Origin of the sequence: Amycolatopsis sp. lyj-346 (genome assembly GCF_046548975.1) — a bacterium.
GTDB lineage: Bacteria > Actinomycetota > Actinomycetes > Mycobacteriales > Pseudonocardiaceae > Amycolatopsis.
The window spans coordinates 31,758-50,530 of sequence record NZ_JAJPWT010000010.1 but is presented as its reverse complement, the minus strand read 5'-3'; the positions used below and the strand labels follow the sequence as shown (position 1 = coordinate 50,530).

Here is an 18,773-nt window from a genome sequence, read left to right as displayed (position 1 = left end):
CGACATTGCGCAGCCTCCTTGATTTTGCCCCCGGGAACCCCCATGAACTGCGAACAAGCCGAGAGTTCCACAGGGCCGGAGACACTGTCAAGGTGACGAATGCACGTTTGCGAGGGCCATCCCGCCCACGCCGCTGGACTTCTCGACCCGCGCCGCGCACGGCCGATCGGAGCAGTGATCACTGGGCGACGCGGCGGAGTCAGCCTTCGTCGATATCTACTTCGACCTCGGCCGCGATCTCGGGGATCGCCACGGAGGCGTCGTCGTCGAGGGTGCCGACGTAGAGGATCTCGAAGGCGGACTCGGCGCGCTGGACATTGATCTTCACCATCAGGTCGGCTTTCACCAGAATGATGAAGTTCGAAATGTCGTCAGGGTCGCCGAAAACGTCGTAAATGAGAAAAACGGAACCGTCGCCGATCGCGAACAGTGCTTCGTAGAGCACATTCCGTTCGGCCTGGGTTGCCGAGTCCGCCCATTCTTCGAGCACCTCGACACCCGCAACGAGCTGGAGGCGCATAGCCATCCGCTGGCCTCCCTACCGAGCGTGCGCCGACGAGCCGGGGCCGGTCCCGAACCGCTCGCGGGGCCTGCCGTGTGTCCCCGCCGGGCGCCGGGGACACCCGGTGCGAAACAGCTTCCAGTGTGGCGGTGCCGGAGCCGCCCCGGCATCTCGAATCTTGCGCTCCGGCAAGGGATCAGTTGTAGCCGAGCACGATCGTGTCGCGGAGGTACTCCCGCTGGGCCGGCGCGGGGATCTCCCCCAGCGCCTCGGCGACCAGCCGGCCGCCGGCGTCCTCCGGCGCGGTGCGGGGTCCGGGGACGGCCGGCCCGCCCACCGGCGGTTCACGATCGATCCGGGTCTGGGGCGCGGTCATCGCGGTACCTCCGTTTCACTCCTGGTGACCCACCATGGTGCGGCACCGGCGTCGAGCGCGCCTGGAGTGCCGCTGGCCCGCCGATCGAGCCGGGCCGGTCCGCAGGAGGCGAGACGCGGGGACAGCGCGAGACGAGGTGTGCTGGACAGGCACGACTTCCGCCCGCCGAGAACCCCCGAGGTGCGTGATGACCGAGCGTCCGGACGACGGCGAAATCTTCACCCGAGACGATGACCTCGGGCACCGGCCGCCCACGGCGCGCGCGACCGCGGCACGCCGGTGGTCCCCGGCGCTGCCGTGGGACAGCGACGAGTTCGACGCCTACGACGTCTTCGAGGCCGGGGAAGCGGCGGCCTGAGGGGCACGAAAAAGGCGCCCCAGGCGGCCTGAGGCGCCGGTAGCCGGTAGCCGGTGACCCCGCCGGCCGTCCCGCCGCTCAAGCGCCCCAATGTGGCCTTGGTTGCGTCCAACGCACCCAATGTGGCCTTCGGTGCGTCCAACGCACCGAAGGCCACATTGGGGCGCTTGGGGCCGGGGCGACTCGGCGTCACCGCGCGGGCACGAGCGGGAGTGAAACGTCGCGAATGAGACATTCGGGACGTCAGAGGTCCCGAAATGACTCATTCGCGACGTTCAGGGGCCGGTCAGCGCGGGAGGCCCGACAGACGCCACGCGCCCGGCCGCGCCACCAGGGGCGCGTCCCGGCGCCAGGCCGGGTCCGCCCACGCCGGGCGCGCGGGGGCCGGGAGCGGGACGGGTGCGGCCGCGACGAGCAGCGCGGCGACCAGGGCCGCCAGCTCGACGTCGTCCGGCAGCCCGCGGACCACCCGGAAGCCGGGCACGGCCGGTTCGGTTGCCGCCATCGGACACCTCGGATACTGGGTTCGGGGGTGCTCAGATCGGGTGGTTGCCGTGCTTGCGTTGCGGGCCGGGCTTGCGCTTGTCCTGCAGCATGGCCAGCCCGCGGGCGATCGCGGCCCGGGTGTCGGCCGGGTCGATCACGTCGTCGACCAGCCCGCGCTCGGCCGCGTACTGCGGGTCCAGGTACTCGGCGGTGTACTCGCGGACCAGCTTCCCGCGCAGCTCGGCCGGATCGGCCGACGCGGCCAGGTCGCGGCGGAACAGCACGTTCACCGCCCCCTCCGCGCCCATGACGGCGATCTCGTTGGTGGGCCAGGCCAGCGACAGGTCGCAGCCGATCGACCGGGAGTCCATCACGATGTACGCGCCGCCGTAGGCCTTGCGCACGATGACCTGGATCCGCGGCACGGTCGCCTCGCAGTAGGCGTGCAGCAGCTGCGCACCCTGCCGGATGATCCCGCCGCGCTCCTCGTCCACGCCGGGCAGGAAGCCCGGCACGTCGACCAGGGTGACCAGCGGGATGCCGAAGGCGTCGCAGAACCGCACGAACCGCGCCGCCTTCTGCGACGCCGGCCCGTCGAGGACGCCGGCCAGCACGCACGGCTGGTTGCCGACGAAGCCGACGACCCGGCCGTCGACGCGCGCCAGCGCGCAGAGCACGTTCGGCGCCCAGCCTTCGTGCAGCGCGAAGAACTCGCCGTCGTCGGCGATCTCCGCGAAGACGTCGCGCATGTCGTAGGGCCGGTTCGGCTCGGCGGGCACCAGCTCGGCCAGCCGCGGCCGCCAGTCGGCGGTCGCGCCGGTCTCGCGCGTGGCCGGGGCCGGCTCGAGGTAGTTGCGCGGCAGCAGCGACACGAGGTAGCGGACGTCGGCGAGGCAGGTCTCCTCGTCGTCGTGCACCACGGTGGCCACGCCGGAGTGCCGGCCGTGGGTATCCGCGCCGCCGAGCTCGTCGGCGGTGACCCGCCGCCCGGTCACCGACTCGACCACGTCCGGCCCGGTGAGGAACATCCAGCCGGTGTCGCGCACCATGAACGTGAAGTCGGCCAGTGCCGGCGAATACGCCGCGCCGCCGGCGCACGGGCCGAGGATGACGCTGATCTGCGGGATCACCCCGGACGCCTCGACCTGGCGGCGGAAGATGCCGCCGTAGCCGTTGAGCGCCATCACGCCTTCCTGGATGCGCGCGCCGCCGCTGTCGTTGAGCGCGATCACCGGGGAACCGGTGGCCACGGCCAGGTCCAGCACCTTCTGGATCTTCGCCGCGTGCGCCTCGCCGAGCGACCCGCCGAAGACGGTGAAGTCCTGCGCGTAGACGAACACGCGGCGCCCGTCGATCGTCCCCGAGCCGGCGACGACGCCGTCGGTGTACGGGCGGTTGTCCTCGAGCCCGAGCCCGCGGGCCTGGTGGCGCCGGTAGGGCTCGACCTCGGTGAAGGAGTCTTCGTCCAGCAGCAGGGCCAGCCGCTCGCGCGCGGTGAACTTGCCGAGGGAGTGCTGCCGCCGCACCGCGTCCAGCCGCCCGTCGGCCACGTGCGCGGCCAGCTCGTCGCGCCGCTTGCGCAGCAACGACATGCCCGGCTCGAGCTCGGTGGCCGGGTGCAGGGAAATGACCTGGGCTTCGCCGGCGGGCAGCGACCGGCGGTGGTGCCCGTGCCCGCGGCGGTCGCCGTCGGACAGGGGCACCACGTCGGCGTCGTCGGTGCGCTGGGCGCCGGCGTCGGACGGACCGCTCACGCCGCGTCCCGCAGGCGGCCGAGGCGCTCCTGGTGGTCCTGCTCGATCTCGGCGACGATCGAGCTCCACACGATGCCGCGGCCGAGGCGCGGCATCGGGCGCGAGATCGGCGGCGGCACCGGGGCCGCCTCGGCGGCGGGTGCGGCGGGTGCGGCGGGTGCGGCGGCAGGCTCGGCGATCGGGTCCCGGACGAGCCGGAACGGGCGGGCGGTGCCTTCGGTCTCCTCGTGCGCGGTCATGCCAGTGCCTTTCCGGTCGGTCCGGCGCCGGCGGAGCCGGCCCCGGCTGCTGGAACTGTCGAACGAGCTTCCGCCGGGCGAGCCGCCCGGCCGGCCCGCCGCGCGGTGAGCCTGCCGGTCGCGGCCAGCCAGGCCACGGTGTCCGCCACCGTCTCCGCGAGCGGCCGTGCGGGCACCCCGGCGACCGGGGCACCCGGCTCGACGGGCACGGCGACCGCGCACACGTGGATCGCGCCGTACTGAACGGGGAGGTGCGCCGGCCACCACCGCTGGAGGAGGTCGGCGGCCCGGCCGACGCCGGTCAGGGCGCGGGCCGGCAGGAACACCGCCGGGAGCCGGCGGCCGGTGACCGCGCGCACGGTGGCGAGGTACTCGCGGGTGGCCACGAACTCGCCGGGGCCGAAGAAGTCCGGGCCGAGCGCGGCCGGGCCGTCGAAGAGCCGCGCGTGCAGCTCGGCGCTGTCCCGGACGTCGCCGAGCGGCAGGCCCCCGGACGGCCAGATCGGCGTCAGGCCGCGCAGCAGGTCCCGCAGCCGCGCGTTCTGGTCGCCCAGGTGCGGGTCGTGCGGGCCGAGCAGCGCCGGCGGCCGCGTGATCGTCACCGGCGCTCCCTCGGCGCGGTGCCGCCGGGCGATCGTCTCGGCGGCCGCCTTCGAGGCCAGGTAGGCCTCGCGCGACCGGCCGACCGGGGTGCCCGGCCCGATCGTGCCGTCCGCGGCGGGGTACAGGGCCCCGACCGTGGACACGTGCACGATCCGGCCGGTGCGGGCGCGGCGGGCCGCCCCGAGCACGACATCGGTGCCGTGCTCGTTAACCCGCCGCAGTTCGGTGCGCCGCCGGGGGTCGAAGGTGTAGACGCCGGCGGCGTGCAGCAGACCGTCCACACCGGACACGAGACGGGCGGCGGCGGCCGGGTCGGCGACGTCGCCGTGGACGACGTCGACCGCGGCCGGGTCGGCCCCGAGCGGGCCGAGCGCGGCCGGGACCCGCCCGGGGTCGCGGGCGAGCAGCCGCACCCGGTGCCCGTGGCGCAGCAACGCCGCCACGGTGTGCGCACCGAGGAAACCGGTGCCCCCGGTCACCGCCACCAGCATCGTGTCCCCCTTGTCGTGGAGTCTCAGGCCGCGCGGGCGCGGCCGTCGATCTCGTGGTAGCCGCCGCCGTAGAACACCAGGGCGTCGTCCCCGGGGCCGCGGCTCGACGTCAGCACCCGGCCCAGGAAGATCGAGTGGTCGCCGCCCTCGTAGACGGCGGCGAGCTCGCACTCGAGCCAGGCCAGCGCCCCGCCCAGCAGCGGGGCCCCGGTCTTCGTCCCCGGCGTCCAGTTCACCGAGTCGAACTGGGCCATCCCGTTGGGACGGCGCCAGTCGGCGAAGTACTTGGACAGGTCCTGCTGGTCGGCCGCCAGGATGTTCACGGCGTACGAGCCGGCGCTGACGATGGCGGCGTGCATCCGGGCGGCCCGTGACACGCAGCACAGCACCATCGGCGGCTCCAGCGAGACGGACGAGAACGCGTTGGCCGTCATGCCGTGGCCCGCCTCGCCGCCCGCCGTGAGCACGGTGACGCCGGTGGCGAACTGCGCCATCACCTCGCGCAGGCCGGTCTGGGTGGACAGGTGCCGTCGGCCCGGCGGGGTCGGCAGCCGCTTCAGCACCGTCCGTTCGATGGTTTCCCCGGCGTCGCCCACGTCACGCTCCCTTGCCGTTCACCGCGGAGGTGGCGTACGGCGCCAGCGCCTCGCGCAGCTGCTCGGGCACCCGCGACGGCACGGTGGCGGTGTTCGGGCCGCGCATGCAGGCGATCCGCTGCCGGCCGCGGGCGACCAGCCGCTCGCCGTCCGGGTGCAGGTGCACGTAGTCGAAGGCGAACTGGACCTGCGTCGAGGTGAGCTCTTCCAGCCGCAGCCGGATGGACAGCTCGTCGAACGCGGTGATCTCGGCGAAGAACTCGCACTCCACCTTGAGGGTGAAGAGCTTGAGGTCGTGCCGCACCTCTTCGAGGACCGCGGGCGCCTTCTCCTTCAGGAACATCTCCCGGCACCGGCCCTGCCAGCGCACGTAGTTCACGTAGTAGACGTTGCCCACCAGGTTGGTCTCTTCGAAGCCGACCGTGTGGCGGATCTCGTAGTAGTCGGACATTGCTCAGCTCTCCTCTGCCTGCAGCACCGCGAAGACCACCGGCTCGGTCCGGTCGTTGACGGTCGTGGCCCAGGTCGCGATCCGGGCCGACCCGCTGGCCAGCAAGGCCCAGCCGTCGGCCTCCACCCGGTGCACGGTCAGGGACTCGGTCATCGCGCCCGTCTTGCGGACGCATTCCAGCGCACTCCAGACCCGGGTGTTCGCCACCTCGACCGGCTCGCCCGCGTCGGCGGCCAGCAGCCGGCCGACCGAGAGCAGGTCTTCGCCGAGCAGCCCGGCCCAGTCCTCCTCGGTGCGTTCGAGCACCGTCTCGACGTCGCAGGTCACCTGTCCGGTGCCGGCCACGACGAGGGTCAGCCGGGAGCTGTGCGACGCGGTGATCTCGCCGCCGTCGATCTCCGGCTTGCCGTCCGGGCGGTAGCGGATCTCGACCGGCCGGTCGAGCGCCCGGCTCGCCGCCAGCGCGGTCTGGGCGCGGCGTTCGGCGATGCCGCCCACCTCGACGCCGGCCGGGTCGGGCTCCAGCACGACCGCCCGGCTGCCGCCGAGCATCCGCTCGCAGGCCCGCTCCAGGTAGGAGCCGAGCATCGAGGGCACCCACGGCCCGGCCCCGTCGGTCTTGCGGACCGCCCGCAGCATCAGGCCTTCCCAGCGCTCCACCAGGGTGCCGTCGGGGTTGCGGACGTCGAGGTCGTAGACGTAGCTGTCGCCGTCCTGCAGCCGCTCCTTCGCGTCCAGCAGCACGTATTCCGGGTGCTGGGCGCCGGGCTCGGCCAGGTAGAGCTTCTCGATGCCCTGCGGCAGCAGCGTGGCGTCGGGGACGCAGCACTGGATCGCGTGCATCATCGCGTCCCGCGTGCCCGGGTCGGCCAGCAGCCGCTCCTGCGGCAGGAACGGGGCGAACCACGTGGAGTCCGCCGTGGTGGCGATCTCCGCGACGGCGTGCCGCGCGCTCGCCCGGCGGTAGCCGACGACCCGCTGGAACCGCTTGCCCTGGAACAGGACCGAGCCGTACAGCTCGGTGATCGGTTCCACGGGCACGGACGGCACGTCGACCTCCCGCCGCACCGCCGGGCCGATCTCCGCGGGCCTCGCGAAGTTCAGCCGCGCCTTGAAGTGGTCGGCGCTGAATCCGGTCTCGTCGCTGCGCAGCACGACGTCGACGGTGTCGGCGTCGGCCGCGACGGCGGCCAGCCGGATCGTGGTCGACCCGCCCGGCGAGACGATGATCGGGCGCAGGAACTCCACGTCGGACAGCACCGGCGCGCCGGTCCGGTCGAGCGTGGCCGCCGCGATCTGGGTCATCGCCTCCATCCCGAGCACCGCCGGGAACAGCAGCTGCCCGTCGAGCAGGTGGTCGGCCAGGTACGGGTCCGACCCGGCGGACAGGTCCGCCTCGGTGATCAGCTCGACGCCGGGGTAGTGCACGACCGCGCGGTCGACGAACCGGGTCAGCGGCAGTTCCTTGCGCTGGATGGGCAGCGTGGCCAGCCCGCCCGTGCGCCCGCAGACGACCAGCACCGGCGGCACCGCCGGGTCGGCCAGTGCCTGCTTGAGGATGGCGATGCCGTCCTCGGTCGGGATCGGCGTGATGCCGTCGCGCTTGAGGGCGCTGACGACACCCAGCTTCTCGCCCATGCCGGTGCCGGACCAGACCGACCATTCGAGCGCGACCGCCCGCGCCTGCGGGTATTCGCGGCCGAAGCGCAGGGTCAGCTCGGTCATCCAGTCGTTGGCCGTGGCGTAGTGCGCTTCGCCGCGCAGGCCGGCCCGGCCGATGATGCTGCCGAAGGTGACCAGCAGCTTGATCTTGCTCTTGTCGACCGCGTCCAGGACCGCGTTGAGGCCACCGATCTTCGGGGCCAGTGTCTTGCGGAAGATGTCCTCGGTGAGGCTGAACAGGGCGGCGGGCTCGTTGCGCCCGGCACCGTGCAGCACCGCCGTGACCGGGCCCAGCTCGGCCTGCATCCGCGAGATCGCGTCCGCGACCTGGGTGGCCGAGGTGACGTCGGCGCGCTCGTAGCGGTAGTCGATGCCCGCGGCCGCCATCCGGCCGAGGTTGTCGGCCAGCTCGCTGTCGTCGGCCGGGTCGCTGCGCCCGAGCAGGGCGAGCTTCGCCCCGGAGTCCTTGGCCAGCGCCAGCGCGCTCTCCGCGGTGATGCCCTTGCCGCCACCGGTGACGAGCAGGACGTCGCCCGGCTCCAGCGACTCGGGGACCGGGCCGGTGGGCGCGGGGGCGACCGCGGCCAGCCGCGGCACCGTGCGCCCGCCGTCGGCGCCGTAGCGGACCTCGCAGAAGTCCGTGGTCGCGGCGACTTCGGCGACGACGAGCCGGACCGCCTCGGTGATGGCGGCCGGGTCGGCCGGTGTCGGGTCGGCCAGGTCGACGATCGTGGTGCGGGCCGACGGGTCCTCGAGCCGGAGCGTCTTCGCCAGGCCGGAGGCGCCCAGGCCGTGCTGCACGACGACGAAGCGCGTGCCGTTGGGCGCGGCCATGACGTTGCGGCCGGCGTCGAGGAACAACCCGGCGTGGCCGGCGTCGCAGTCGGCGGGCAGGCAGAGGAGCACGCCGTCGCCGGCGCCCGCACGGGCCAGTGCCGCGCGCAGCGGCTCGGCCAGCGGGTGCCCCGGCGTCGAGAACACTTCCCAGCGCGAGTTGCCCACGCCCGGCGTCAGGTCGGCGTGCGGCCGCGGAGCCGGGACGTACTCGACCGCGAACGGCCGGACCCACGGGCCGGCGCCCGGGACCTCGCCGCTGCCCGCGTCGGCGGGCTTCGCGGTCTGCGCGAGCTCGTCGATCATCTCGGCGAGATCGCCGAGGCAGACCGTCGCGAAGTTCGGCATGCCCTCGAGCGCGGGCCGGCCGAGCGCCCGGGTGACGTCGTTGACCAGCTGCCCGACCGTGATGGAGGACAGGTGCAGGTCGTCGAGCGGGTGGGTGTCCGCGGTGACGGTCTCCAGCGGCAGCTCGACGCGCTCGGAAGCGAGCTTGCGCAGCAGGTCGAGCGTGGTGTTGGCGTTGCCGTCGTGCACCTCGGCCGCCGAAGCGGACTCGGCCTTCTCCGCGGCCAGTTCCGCGGCCAGCTCGCTGTCGATCTCCGGCGCCGCCTCGCACGGGCTGGCGAGGAAGTTGAAGACACCGTCCTCGGGCAGCGGGCGCAGGACGCGGCCCTCGAACAACGGGGCGGGCGTCAGCGGCGCGCCGGCCGCGAAGGCCGCACCGGCCACCCGCAGCACCGCGCTCAGCGTGGTGCTGTCGGTGTCCACCGCCAGCACCGGCGTGCCCGGGGCGATCTCCTCGAACAGGCCGGAGAGCACCCGGCCCGGCCCGACCTCGATCACCAGGTCGCTGCGCTCGGCCACCTTGGCGGCGGCCTCGCGGAAGCGGACCGGCAGCACGATCTGGTCTCGCAGCAGCGAAGGCAGGTTCTCGGCGGCGTGCAGGACGTCGCCGGTCACGCTCGAGACGACCGCGCGCTCGAGCCGGGCGAACGGGATCTCGTCCAGCCGCTCGGTCATCGCCGCCGCGGCCGGTTCGACCAGCGGCGAGTGGAACGCGTGCGACACCTTGAGCCGGGTCGCCGTGACGCCCTCGGCGTGGGCACGGGCGATCACCCGGTCCACGGCGACGGCCGGGCCGGAGATCACGGTCTGCTCGGGCGCGTTGTACCCCGCGATGACGACGTCGGTGCCCAGGCCGAGCTCTTCGGTCCGGCTCGGCGACGCGGCGATGCCCGCCATCGCGCCGCCGCCTTCGCCCGCGGTGGTCTCGGCCATCACCTTGCCGCGGATCTTGGCCAGGCCCAGCACCGCGCGCTCGTCCAGGGCCCCGCCCCAGTGCAGGGCGGTCAGCTCGCCGAGGCTGTGCCCGGCCGCCGTGTGCGCCTCGATGCCGAGCAGGTGCAGCACCCGCAGGGCGGCCAGCGAACCGGCGACGATCCGCGGCTGGGCGACCTCGGTGGCGACGTGGTCGGCGCCGACGGGCAGGCCCGCGGCGCGGAAGATGTCGTCGGCGACGGTGAACCGGCGTCGCACGGCACCTTCGGCCGCGCGTCCCGACCCCTGGCCGGGGAACAGGAAGCCGATGCGCGGGCGGCCGGCGCCGTGGCCGGCGAAGATGCCGTCGGTGGCGGCGAAGACGGTCCCGTCGTCGCCGAGCAGCTCGAGCAGCCGGGTCAGCTTGCGCTCGGCCTCCTCCGGGCCGGTCGCCACGACCGCGGCGCGGACGGGCCGCCCGGCCAGTTCGCCGGCCAGCTGCCCGGCGAAGTCGGTGAGCTCGGCCATCGACAGCTTCGGCACGACCTCCAGCAGCGCGGTGATCCGGGCCCGCAGCGCGTCGACGTCGTCGGCGTCGAAGAGCAGCAGTTCGGCGTCCTGGCGGCCGGAGACCAGCGCCCGGGTCCGCTCGTCCAGCTCGGGACGGCGCGGGGCGCCGGGCGCCTCGGTGACGGTGACGTGCGAGTTGATCCCGCCGAAGCCCATCGCGGAGACACCGGCGCGGACCGGGGCGTCGGACGGCCACAGCTGCGCCTCGAGCGGCACGTACATCCGGGCGGAGTCGCCGGTGAGCTTCTCGTGCGGGTCGAAGTGGCCGGTGGCAGGCGGGATGACCTGGTGGTACACGGCGAGGGTCGCCTTGATCAGCCCGGCGACCCCCGCCGCGGCCTTGGTGTGGCCGATGTTGCCCTTGATGGTCGACAACGCGGCCGGGGCGGCCAGCGGGTCGGCCGCGTGCCGCGCGGTCGAGAGCGCCTCGATCTCCGTGGCGTCGCCGAGCGCGGTGCCGGTGCCGTGGCCCTCGAAGTAGGACACGGTCTCGACGCCGTAGCCCGCGCGGTCGTAGGCGCGCTTGATGGCGAGCCGGTGCCCGGCCGCCTCCGGCCGGGTGATGCCGCCCTTGCCGTCCGAGGACACGCCCCAGCCGCCGATCGAGGCGTAGATGCGCTTGCCCTGCTCGATCGCGTCGCTTTCGCGCATCAGCACGAGCATGCCGGAGCCTTCGCCCGGCCAGAAGCCGTTCGAGTCGGCGTCGTAGACCTTCATCTCGCGCTTCGCGAGCGCCCCGGTCTTGGCGAAACCGATCACCTCGAACGGGTCGATCGACAGGTCGACACCGCCCGCGATGGCGACGTCGAGGTCGCCCTGGGCGAGCGCGTTCGCGGCGTTCACCACCGACAGCAGCGAGGACGAGCAGGCGCCGTCCACCGTGTAGCCGCCACCGGCGAAGTCGAAGTAGTTGCAGACGCGCCCGGCGATCGTGTTCGCCAGCCCGCCGGCCAGTGAGTCCTCGTTGATCTCCGGGAACGGCTCCTTGTACTGGACCTCGAGCTCCCGCAGGAAGGACGCCGTCTCGTCGTCGCCCCAGCCGCGCTCGGACAGCGCGGCGGCCACCGTGCGGCGGACGTAGGGCCAGCGCAGGCGCATGATGTTGGCGCGCGAGAACTCACCGGTGAGGCTGTTGCCGATGACGACACCGGTCGCCTCCTTCGGCAGCCCTTCGCCCTCGGGGAACCCGGCGTCGGCCAGCGCCTGGGCGGCCACGTCCAGCGCCAGCCAGTGCGTGGTGTCCGTGGCGCGGAACGTGCTGCCCGCCACCTTGTAGGCCACGCGGTCGAATTCGAAGTCGCGCAGGACCGCGGCCTTCTGCGCGTAGAACCGGTCCGGCGCGGCCGGATCCGAAGAGTAGTAGTCGGCCCGGTTCATCCGTTCGTCGGGCAGCCGGCGGAACGCGCGGCGGCCCGCCAGCACGTTCTCCCAGAGCTCTTCCAGCGAACGGGCGTCCGGATACCGCAGGCCGATCCCGACGATCGCTATCCGCTCAACGCTCATGCCACCGCACTCCCATATAGCTCTCGAGCCCGTCCGTCGCCGGGGGCGACGGTTCCCGGTGCTGTCCGGCGCGGGTCTCGCCCCCGGCCGAGTCGTTCCTTCGGCGACGGCGGACGATCTCGCCGCCGCCGTCCGGCGCAGTCCGGTCAAGCATGGACTCCCGCGCCCCTAGCTTCTTCTTTCTGCCTGCCCCGGACACCGGTTGCGCAACGGGGGACAAATCCCCCGCGCGCACCGTGTGTCCACATCAGACACTCAGGGCGTGAACTGCCCGGGTCGGCGGCCCTCGCCCGCCGGGCCCCGGTAGGCCTGCGCCAGCTCCAGCCACTGCCGGGCCAGCCCGCCCTCGGTCCGCACGTCCAGGTCTTCGGGGTGCCGCCGCCGGGTGACCAGCAGGCAGAAGTCCTCGGCACTGCCGGTGACGCGCTCCTGCGAGTCCTCCGGCCCGAAGGTCAGCAACCGGCCCGACGGCGTCGTGATCTCGAACCGGAACTCCTGCTCGGGCGGGGTCAGCCCGCGGGCCTGGTACCCGAAGTCGCGGACCCGCACGGCGAAGCCGACGAGGTGGGCGAGGCGGTCGGTGCGGACCGGCCGGACGCCGAGCGCGTCGGCGATGTCCTGGCCGTGGGCGAAGGCCTCCATCATCCCGGCGCACGCGAGCACGTACGGCGGGAGCGGGTTGACCAGCCACGGCACCAGTTCCGTGCCGGGCACCGCGGCGAGCGCCTTGATGCCCTGGTCGCGCTCGGCGCGCCAGCGGTTCAGCAGGACCTCCGCCGGGCCGCCGAGGTACTCCTGGAGAGCACCGTTGACCGCGGCGTCGAGGTCACCGCCGATCGACTTCGTCATGGCGACGAAGGCGTCGGGCTGCGCCGCGGCGAGACCCGCGATGCGGAAGATGAACGCGAGGTGCCCGACCTGGTGGCGCACGGTCCAGCCGGGCGCCGGGGTCGGGGTGTCCCACTCCGTCTCGGAAAGACCGGCGACGAGCGCGTCCACGCCCTCGGCCTCGGTCGTCAGGTCGGCGATCACGGCCGTCGTGTCAGTCACCGGAAGTCCTCTCCATCATCGGTTCTTCGTGGACAGTCAGGGACGGTGCCGGCGGCCGCCGCGCACAGGGCGGGGGTGGGGTGGGCCCCGGTGCGGCGGCCGCCGGGAGCGGACCGGCCCGGCCGGGACGACGGCACCCGGGCGCGTCTCGGCTGTGTCCGGTGCTGCGCTCGACCGGCCGGTCGATCCGCTCCTCCCCGAATCATCGCCCGCGCCCGCCGGGGCCGTCTTCTCCTCGTGGGCGCAGGGAAAGGCGGGCACCCAGCTCTTCGGCCGCGGCGTGAGCGGCCCACGAGACGAGCTCGATCAGGCCGCGGTCGTCGTCGCGGTCGCGGCGGGCGGCGGCGACCACGAGGGCGTCGACCTGGTAGGGCGCCTTCGCCACGAGCAGGGCCAGCCGCGCGGCCGGCCGTTCGGCGGCGGGCAGCTCGGCGAGCGGCCCGTCGGCCCACGACCGGCCCAGCCCCGGCGGGCGGCCGTCCCAGTCCTTCAGCTCCCGCCGGACGAGGTCGCGCACCCGCGGCGGCAGCACGCCTTCGCCCGCCGCCTCGAACGCCGCCCCCGCTCTGGCGAACGCGTCGGCGAGCGTGCTGCCCGGCGCGGCCCAGCCCGGGCCGTCGGCGCTGGTGGCGGGCAGCAGCTCCAGCGCCTGCCCGGCCGGCGGCGGGGCCCCCGGCCGGAGGAAGTGCCCGAGCACGGCCTTCGCCGTCCCCCTGGCCGACGCGGGCACCTGGTCCGGCAGCGGCGAGTCGTCGAGGAAGACGCTCACCACCCGGTTGAGGTAGTGGAAGGCGGTGGCCACGGCGGCGAACTCGGCCGCGGCCGTCCCGGGCACCCCGGGCGGCAGCGGACCCGCACCCCGGGCCCAGGCGGCGAGTTCGCGGGTGTCGGGGTCGGTGATCGCGTCCGGCTGGTTCGCCACCAGTGCCTCCGCGGCGGCCGGCTCGCCCAGCGAGCCGAGGGCCATCGCGTGCACCTCGACGCAGTACGGGCAGTCGTTCGCGGCCGAGACGGCGGCCGCGACGACCTCCCGGTCCGCCCGGCTCGACACCCCGGCCGCGACCAGCGACTCGCGCAGCACGAGCCACGCGGCGGCCAGCACGGGCGGTGACGGCGAGTGCAGCGCCATCGGCGGGGCGAGCATCCCGAAGTCCCGCTCGACCTGCCGGTACACCGCCCGCACCAGCCCCCGCGCCCGCCGCGGCGCCGTGGCCTCGACGTGCTTGACGTCCTTCAGGGTCCGCCGCAACGCGACCCGCACCAGCCTCGGCGCCATCTTTCCTCCTCGAAACGCGCGAACTCGCGTACCCGGGGAGTCGGTTCGCGTACCTGGAGGGTCGGATCGCCGTCCGACCCTCCAGGTACGCGAACCGACCGTCCAGGTACGCGAGTTCGCTGGTCGGGTCCGTCAGTTGCCGGCGACGAGGTCCAGCTTGGACACCGCGCGGCGGCCCGTGATCGAGCCGTCGGGCGCCGGGGCGCCGTACTTGACGTCGATGCCGCGGGCCTGCGCGGCCCGGACGATGCTCGGCACCGACCGCTCGGCGAGCGCGGCGATGGTCATCGCCGGGTTCACGGTGAGCGCGCCCGGCACCGCCGAGCTGTCGGTGACGAAGATGCCCGGGTGGTTGCGCAGCTCGTGGTTCGCGTACAGCGCCGACGTCGCCGGGTCGTCCCCGATCCGGCACGACGCCAGCGGGTGCACGGTGTAGGCGCCCACGACGTCGTTGGTCCACGGCGCCACCGTGCCGATGCCGTCCTTCTCGATGATCGCCTTGCAGTCGGCGTCCGCGAGCGCCCAGCCGCGGCGGGTGTTCGTGGTCGGGTCGTAGCGCAGCGAACCGCGGCCGAGCATCTGCTGCGAAATCCGGTACGCGTTGCCGGTCGGCGGCGGCGTGCCGAAGACGCCTTCGTTGTCGTCCTCGGTCATCAGGAAGATCGTGAGCCAGTTCGCCCACTTCTTCAGGATTTCCTTCTTCTCCGCGCCGAACCAGCGCGGTTCCTCGCCGCCGGGCGCCTGGGCGAGGATGGTGCCCAGGCCCGGCGGGAAGTACAGCTGCTCCAGCGAGTACCGCTCGTACTCCGGCAGCGAGCCGTCGAGCTTGTCCCAGTTCGCCACGGTCGGGCCCTTGCCGATGTGGTTGGCCGAGTAGATCGGGCCGTCCTCACGGGACAGCCCGAGCACGTCGCGGACGCGGTCCTCGTCGATGATCGCGGTGTTGAGCCGCTCGCCGTTGCCGGAGAAGTACCGGCCGACGCCGTGCGGCATGCTGCCCAGCGCGGCTTCCGAGCGCTGCAGGATGACCGGGGTCGCGCCGGCGCCGGCGGCGATGATGACGATCTTCGCCTCGATCACGCCGGTGCTCGTGTGCACCCGGTAGTCCTCTTCGTCCACGATGTCGAAGTGGACGCGGTAGCCGCCGTCCTCCGTGCGCTCGAGCCGCTGGACCTCGTGCAGCGGCCGGATCTCCGCGCCGTGCGACAGTGCCGCGGGCAGGTAGTTCGTCAGCATCGACCGCTTGGCGTCGAACTTGCAGCCCGCCATCATGAAGTTGCAGTTGACGCAGGTGTCGTTGTCGACCGCGACCGGCGCCGGGTTCGCCGTGCGCCCCGAGTGGTTGCAGGCCGCGGCCCACAGGCCACCGGCGTAGGAGACGTCGTTCCAGTCCTGTTTGGACACCGGGATCGACTCGTCGACGCGGTCGTACCACGGTTCCAGCGAGTCGCGGGAGATCGCCTGCGGCCACATCCGCCGCCCGATGCTGCCGTGCCGGTCGAAGACGAACTTCGGCGCCCGCGGCATCGCGGCGAAGTACACCACGCTACCGCCGCCGACGCAGTTGCCGCCCAGGATGCTCATCCCGTCGCCGACGACGAAGTCGAACGCGCGGGTGTAGGACGAGCCGAGCAGGTAGTCGTGCTCGAAGTCGGCCGCGGCCAGCCACGGCCCGCGCTCCAGCACGGTGACCTTGGCCCCGCCCGCGGCGAGGTGGTAGGCGGGGATGGATCCGCCGAAGCCGCTGCCGACGATGACGACGTCGGTCTTGTCAACTGTACTCATGCGGGGCTCCCCGATGCCGTCGTGTCCGGGTGGAGTTCGGCCAGCTTGCGGCCGTAGCCGTACTTCGGGAACCGCCAGAACCCGTCCGCGTCCGGCGGGGTGTACCCCAGGGCCAGCAGCCCGGGGTGGCCGTCGCGGATGGCCTCGGCGGTGTGCAGGTGCGCGGCGCTGTCGAAGGCCATGTTGCAGAACAGGGCGAGGCTGACCCAGCCGTCCTTCTCCGGGTGCCCCGGCGTGGTCAGCCGGCGCACCAGCTCGCGGCGGTGCTCGTACGGCAGGGCGACGAACGGCGGGACGTCGAAGTCGAGCTCGAGGTCCACCTCGCCCGCGTAGGACTTCGCGTGGTCGTTGAGCGACTGCGCGAGGTAGGGCAGGCCGGCCGTGACGCCGGTCGCGTCGAAGTTCAGCAGGTCGAGCGCACCCGCCGCCACCGAGCCGGGGCCGGGCGCGGCCCCGGCGATCGCCCGGTCTTCGGGGGACCGCTTCTCCCCCGGGACGATCGTGTCCGCGTAGGCCTCGAGGGTCATGTTCTTGAAGCGTTCTTCTTCGGTGACTTCGGGTTGCACCGGCCTACCTCCTCATCGAATTTCCACAGCAGGACTCAGGCGGCCTTGCGCACGCGGGCCGCGCGCGGGTGCACGGTCATCGGCAGCCCGCCACGCACCCGCAGCGAGAGCATCGCCTCGGGCTCGACGACCTTGCCCGGCACCTTGCGCAGTTCGAGGTCGCGTGCGGCCATGGCGAGCACGAACACCGCTTCCATCACCCCGAGGCTGTTGCCGATGCAGAACCTCGGCCCGGCCCCGAAGGGCAGGTAGGCGTACCGCGGCGGCCGCTCCGCGGAGGTGAACCGCTCCGGGTCGAAGCGCTCCGCGTCGGCCCAGAACTCCGGGTGCCGGTGCAGCGTGTAGGGCACGACGACGACGTCGGACCCGGCCGGCACGTGGTACCCGCCGATCTCGTCGTCGGCCTGGGCGATCCGCGGCAGCAGCCACACCGGCGGGTACAGCCGCATGACCTCTTCGACCACCGCCACGGTGTAGGTGAGCCGCCGCAGGTCCTCGTGTTCCGGCAGCCGGTCGCCGAGCACTTCGGTGGCTTCGGCGTGCAGCCGCTCGCCGACCTCGGGGTGCTCGTCGATCAGGTGGAACGCCCAGCCGAGCGTGCTCGCCGTGGTCTCGTGCCCGGCCAGCAGCAGGGTGATGAGCTCGTCGCGCATGCGTTCGCGCGACGCGCCCTGCTCGGATCCGGACGCGATCAGCCGGGACAGCACGTCCTCGCCGTTCTCGACCGGGTTCGCGAGCCGTTGGTCGACCAGCTCGTCGGCGATCCGGCGCAGGTCGTCGCGCGCGGTGCGGAACTCCAGCTGCTTCTTCAGCGGCACCCACTGCGGCACCATGCTCAACGTGACCGCCTCGAACATGGCCTGGTCCTGCACGGCCTCGAACGAGTGGCCGAGCGTTTCGTAGCCGCCGAGCTCGGCGTCGAGCAGCGTCTTGCCGAGCACGCCGAGGGTCAGCCCGGTCATCTCGTGCAGGATCTCGACGGGCCCGTCGTGCGCGGCCAGCCGGCGGATCAGGCCGTCCACTTCGGACGCGACGACCGAGGCCTGGCGCGAGATCCGCTTGGGCTGGAACACCGGCTGGATGGTCCGGCGCTGGCTGCGCCAGGTTTCACCGTCGCTGGTGAGCAGGCCGTCACCGAGGGCCCGGCGGGCCTCCTGCAGGCCGATGCCCTTGTGGTAGTTGGCGGCGTTGTCCGCGAGGACGTGCTTCGCGAGGTCCGGGTGGTTCACCAGGTACATCGCCTTCGGGCCGATGGCGATGCGGACGACGTCGCCGTAGGTCTCGGCGTTGTCGCCCATGAGGGCGAGCCGGTCGGTGAAAAGCTGCTTCAGCAACCGGAACGTCGCTCGGCGCGGCGGCCCCGGCGGCGCGGTGCGCGCCGCCGGGGCTTCGTGCTGCGAGCCGGTCATGCCGCGATGGCTCCCGGCTTCTCGTCACCGGTTTCCGCCGGCGGCGCGATCTCCAGCTTGGCCTTCTGCTCGGCCTGCTCGGCCTCGAACTTGATCCGTGCCTTGTTCGAGAAGTGCAGGCCCCACAGGAACAGGCCGCGGATCAGGCAGACGGTCGCGGTGGCCAGGAACAACCCGTAGGCCACGTGCACGGCGGTGAAGAAGCCGTACGCGAGCGCCACCCCGGCCCCGAAGGCGAACTGCGAGACCGGCTTCGACGGCGTCGTGCCCGGGTCGGTCACCATGTAGTTGGTGTAGAGCACGAACGCGACGCCGGTGCCCATCGCCAGCGCGCCGGGGATGGACGTGTCGAAGAGCCAGCCGCGGACGACGGCCTGGATCACGAAGAAGCCCAGCCAGCCCGCGATCAGCCACATCCGGTTGGTCAGCTTCGCGTTGAGCAGCGTGCCCGAAGCCAGGATGATGCCGACGATCAGCCAGCCGACCCAGGTGTCGACCTGCTCGGTGAAGTGGTACGGCGGGGCGATGCTCGCCCACGGGAACACCAGCAGGATCATCGTGATGCCGAAGTTCGACGGGTTCATGTAGTGCCGCATGCGGCCGTACACCGGCGCCTGCAGGACCCACTTCGCCCCGACCGCGACGACGACGCCGAAGATCATCACGAGGATCTGGTCGTTGACGTAGGTCAGCATGTTCAGCGCGAGGCCGGTGATGTGCGCCGGGAGCAGGAACTCCGCGAGCCCCTTGAACCCGTTGCCCTTGAACCGGACTTCACGGCTCGTCACCCGGGCGTTGATGATCTCGAGCAGGATTTCGGTGGTGTACGCGGTCGCCAGCGCGATGAACGGGTACAGCCACGGCTGCTCGAAGCCGAGCACGGTGTAGCCGAGGATGTTGAAGATCGTGATCGAGATCGCGAAGCGCCGCAGCGCGGTGATGACCTTGTTGGTCCGCTTCGGTGGCGCGCTGTCCACCTTGGTCAGAGTCGGGGTGGCCATG

General features: G+C 73.0%; 16 protein-coding genes. 1 reads left to right on the top strand and 15 read right to left on the bottom strand.

What is annotated here, in order from left to right:
* Nucleotides 1–199: 199 nt before the first annotated feature.
* Nucleotides 200–526, bottom strand: coding sequence for a DUF6235 family protein (locus tag ACLJQE_RS27030; protein WP_410642179.1), 327 nt, complete (start codon nucleotides 524–526; stop codon nucleotides 200–202).
* Between the two features lie 172 nt (nucleotides 527–698).
* A complete protein-coding gene (locus ACLJQE_RS27025; RefSeq protein ID WP_410642178.1) occupies nucleotides 699–878 on the bottom strand; it encodes a hypothetical protein in 180 nt (59 codons plus the stop codon).
* A 187-nt stretch (nucleotides 879–1,065) separates the two neighbouring features.
* On the opposite strand from ACLJQE_RS27025, the gene ACLJQE_RS27020 reads away from it, so the two are divergent.
* Complete coding sequence (locus ACLJQE_RS27020) at nucleotides 1,066–1,236, top strand: hypothetical protein (protein WP_410642177.1); 171 nt, start codon at nucleotides 1,066–1,068, stop codon at nucleotides 1,234–1,236.
* A 286-nt stretch (nucleotides 1,237–1,522) separates the two neighbouring features.
* On the opposite strand, the gene ACLJQE_RS27015 is transcribed toward ACLJQE_RS27020, so the two are convergent.
* From ACLJQE_RS27015 to ACLJQE_RS26955, 13 genes are all read right to left on the bottom strand, one after another.
* Nucleotides 1,523–1,741 (bottom strand): acyl-CoA carboxylase epsilon subunit, encoded by a 219-nt coding sequence (locus ACLJQE_RS27015; RefSeq protein WP_410642176.1) that lies wholly within the window; start codon nucleotides 1,739–1,741, stop codon nucleotides 1,523–1,525.
* Between the two features lie 31 nt (nucleotides 1,742–1,772).
* A complete protein-coding gene (locus ACLJQE_RS27010; RefSeq protein ID WP_410642175.1) occupies nucleotides 1,773–3,476 on the bottom strand; it encodes an acyl-CoA carboxylase subunit beta in 1,704 nt (567 codons plus the stop codon).
* On the bottom strand, nucleotides 3,473–3,715 hold the full coding sequence (locus tag ACLJQE_RS27005) for a DUF6222 family protein (protein WP_410642174.1): 243 nt from the start codon (nucleotides 3,713–3,715) through the stop codon (nucleotides 3,473–3,475). The genes ACLJQE_RS27010 and ACLJQE_RS27005 overlap by 4 nt, the downstream gene beginning before the upstream one ends.
* Nucleotides 3,712–4,809: an SDR family NAD(P)-dependent oxidoreductase gene (locus tag ACLJQE_RS27000; protein ID WP_410642173.1), complete on the bottom strand. Its 1,098-nt coding sequence runs from the start codon at nucleotides 4,807–4,809 to the stop codon at nucleotides 3,712–3,714. The genes ACLJQE_RS27005 and ACLJQE_RS27000 overlap by 4 nt, the downstream gene beginning before the upstream one ends.
* Nucleotides 4,810–4,832: 23 nt before the next feature.
* Nucleotides 4,833–5,405: a flavin reductase family protein gene (locus tag ACLJQE_RS26995; RefSeq protein WP_410642172.1), complete on the bottom strand. Its 573-nt coding sequence runs from the start codon at nucleotides 5,403–5,405 to the stop codon at nucleotides 4,833–4,835.
* 1 nt (nucleotide 5,406) lies between these two features.
* On the bottom strand, nucleotides 5,407–5,856 hold the full coding sequence (locus ACLJQE_RS26990; protein WP_043785486.1) for an acyl-CoA thioesterase: 450 nt from the start codon (nucleotides 5,854–5,856) through the stop codon (nucleotides 5,407–5,409).
* Nucleotides 5,857–5,859: 3 nt separating this feature from the next.
* Nucleotides 5,860–11,685: a type I polyketide synthase gene (locus ACLJQE_RS26985; RefSeq protein ID WP_410642171.1), complete on the bottom strand. Its 5,826-nt coding sequence runs from the start codon at nucleotides 11,683–11,685 to the stop codon at nucleotides 5,860–5,862.
* 255 nt (nucleotides 11,686–11,940) lie between these two features.
* Nucleotides 11,941–12,735, bottom strand: a complete 795-nt coding sequence (locus tag ACLJQE_RS26980) for a TIGR03084 family metal-binding protein (protein WP_410642170.1) — start codon at nucleotides 12,733–12,735, stop codon at nucleotides 11,941–11,943.
* 202 nt (nucleotides 12,736–12,937) lie between these two features.
* Nucleotides 12,938–14,011 carry a carboxymuconolactone decarboxylase family protein gene (locus ACLJQE_RS26975; RefSeq protein ID WP_410642169.1) on the bottom strand — a complete coding sequence of 358 codons (1,074 nt, stop codon included), beginning with the start codon at nucleotides 14,009–14,011 and terminating at the stop codon, nucleotides 12,938–12,940.
* Between the two features lie 132 nt (nucleotides 14,012–14,143).
* Entirely contained in the window at nucleotides 14,144–15,796 is a 1,653-nt protein-coding gene (locus tag ACLJQE_RS26970; protein ID WP_410642168.1) for a GMC family oxidoreductase N-terminal domain-containing protein, read from the bottom strand.
* Nucleotides 15,793–16,362 carry a DUF5987 family protein gene (locus ACLJQE_RS26965; protein ID WP_410642167.1) on the bottom strand — a complete coding sequence of 190 codons (570 nt, stop codon included), beginning with the start codon at nucleotides 16,360–16,362 and terminating at the stop codon, nucleotides 15,793–15,795. The genes ACLJQE_RS26970 and ACLJQE_RS26965 overlap by 4 nt, the downstream gene beginning before the upstream one ends.
* Nucleotides 16,363–16,397: 35 nt before the next feature.
* Complete coding sequence (locus ACLJQE_RS26960; RefSeq protein ID WP_410642166.1) at nucleotides 16,398–17,771, bottom strand: cytochrome P450; 1,374 nt, start codon at nucleotides 17,769–17,771, stop codon at nucleotides 16,398–16,400.
* Nucleotides 17,768–18,772 carry an enediyne biosynthesis protein gene (locus ACLJQE_RS26955; protein WP_410642165.1) on the bottom strand — a complete coding sequence of 335 codons (1,005 nt, stop codon included), beginning with the start codon at nucleotides 18,770–18,772 and terminating at the stop codon, nucleotides 17,768–17,770. The genes ACLJQE_RS26960 and ACLJQE_RS26955 overlap by 4 nt, the downstream gene beginning before the upstream one ends.
* Nucleotide 18,773: the final 1 nt, after the last annotated feature.

Coding starts and splice junctions, on each gene's coding strand:
- ACLJQE_RS27030 (WP_410642179.1), bottom strand. CDS start 526: ATGGCTATGCGCCTCCAGCTCGTTGCGGGTGTCGAGGTGCTCGAAGAA.
- ACLJQE_RS27025 (WP_410642178.1), bottom strand. CDS start 878: ATGACCGCGCCCCAGACCCGGATCGATCGTGAACCGCCGGTGGGCGGG.
- ACLJQE_RS27020 (WP_410642177.1), top strand. CDS start 1,066: ATGACCGAGCGTCCGGACGACGGCGAAATCTTCACCCGAGACGATGAC.
- ACLJQE_RS27015 (WP_410642176.1), bottom strand. CDS start 1,741: ATGGCGGCAACCGAACCGGCCGTGCCCGGCTTCCGGGTGGTCCGCGGG.
- ACLJQE_RS27005 (WP_410642174.1), bottom strand. CDS start 3,715: ATGACCGCGCACGAGGAGACCGAAGGCACCGCCCGCCCGTTCCGGCTC.
- ACLJQE_RS27000 (WP_410642173.1), bottom strand. CDS start 4,809: ATGCTGGTGGCGGTGACCGGGGGCACCGGTTTCCTCGGTGCGCACACC.
- ACLJQE_RS26990 (WP_043785486.1), bottom strand. CDS start 5,856: ATGTCCGACTACTACGAGATCCGCCACACGGTCGGCTTCGAAGAGACC.
- ACLJQE_RS26985 (WP_410642171.1), bottom strand. CDS start 11,685: ATGAGCGTTGAGCGGATAGCGATCGTCGGGATCGGCCTGCGGTATCCG.
- ACLJQE_RS26975 (WP_410642169.1), bottom strand. CDS start 14,011: ATGGCGCCGAGGCTGGTGCGGGTCGCGTTGCGGCGGACCCTGAAGGAC.
- ACLJQE_RS26970 (WP_410642168.1), bottom strand. CDS start 15,796: ATGAGTACAGTTGACAAGACCGACGTCGTCATCGTCGGCAGCGGCTTC.
- ACLJQE_RS26960 (WP_410642166.1), bottom strand. CDS start 17,771: ATGACCGGCTCGCAGCACGAAGCCCCGGCGGCGCGCACCGCGCCGCCG.
- ACLJQE_RS26955 (WP_410642165.1), bottom strand. CDS start 18,772: ATGGCCACCCCGACTCTGACCAAGGTGGACAGCGCGCCACCGAAGCGG.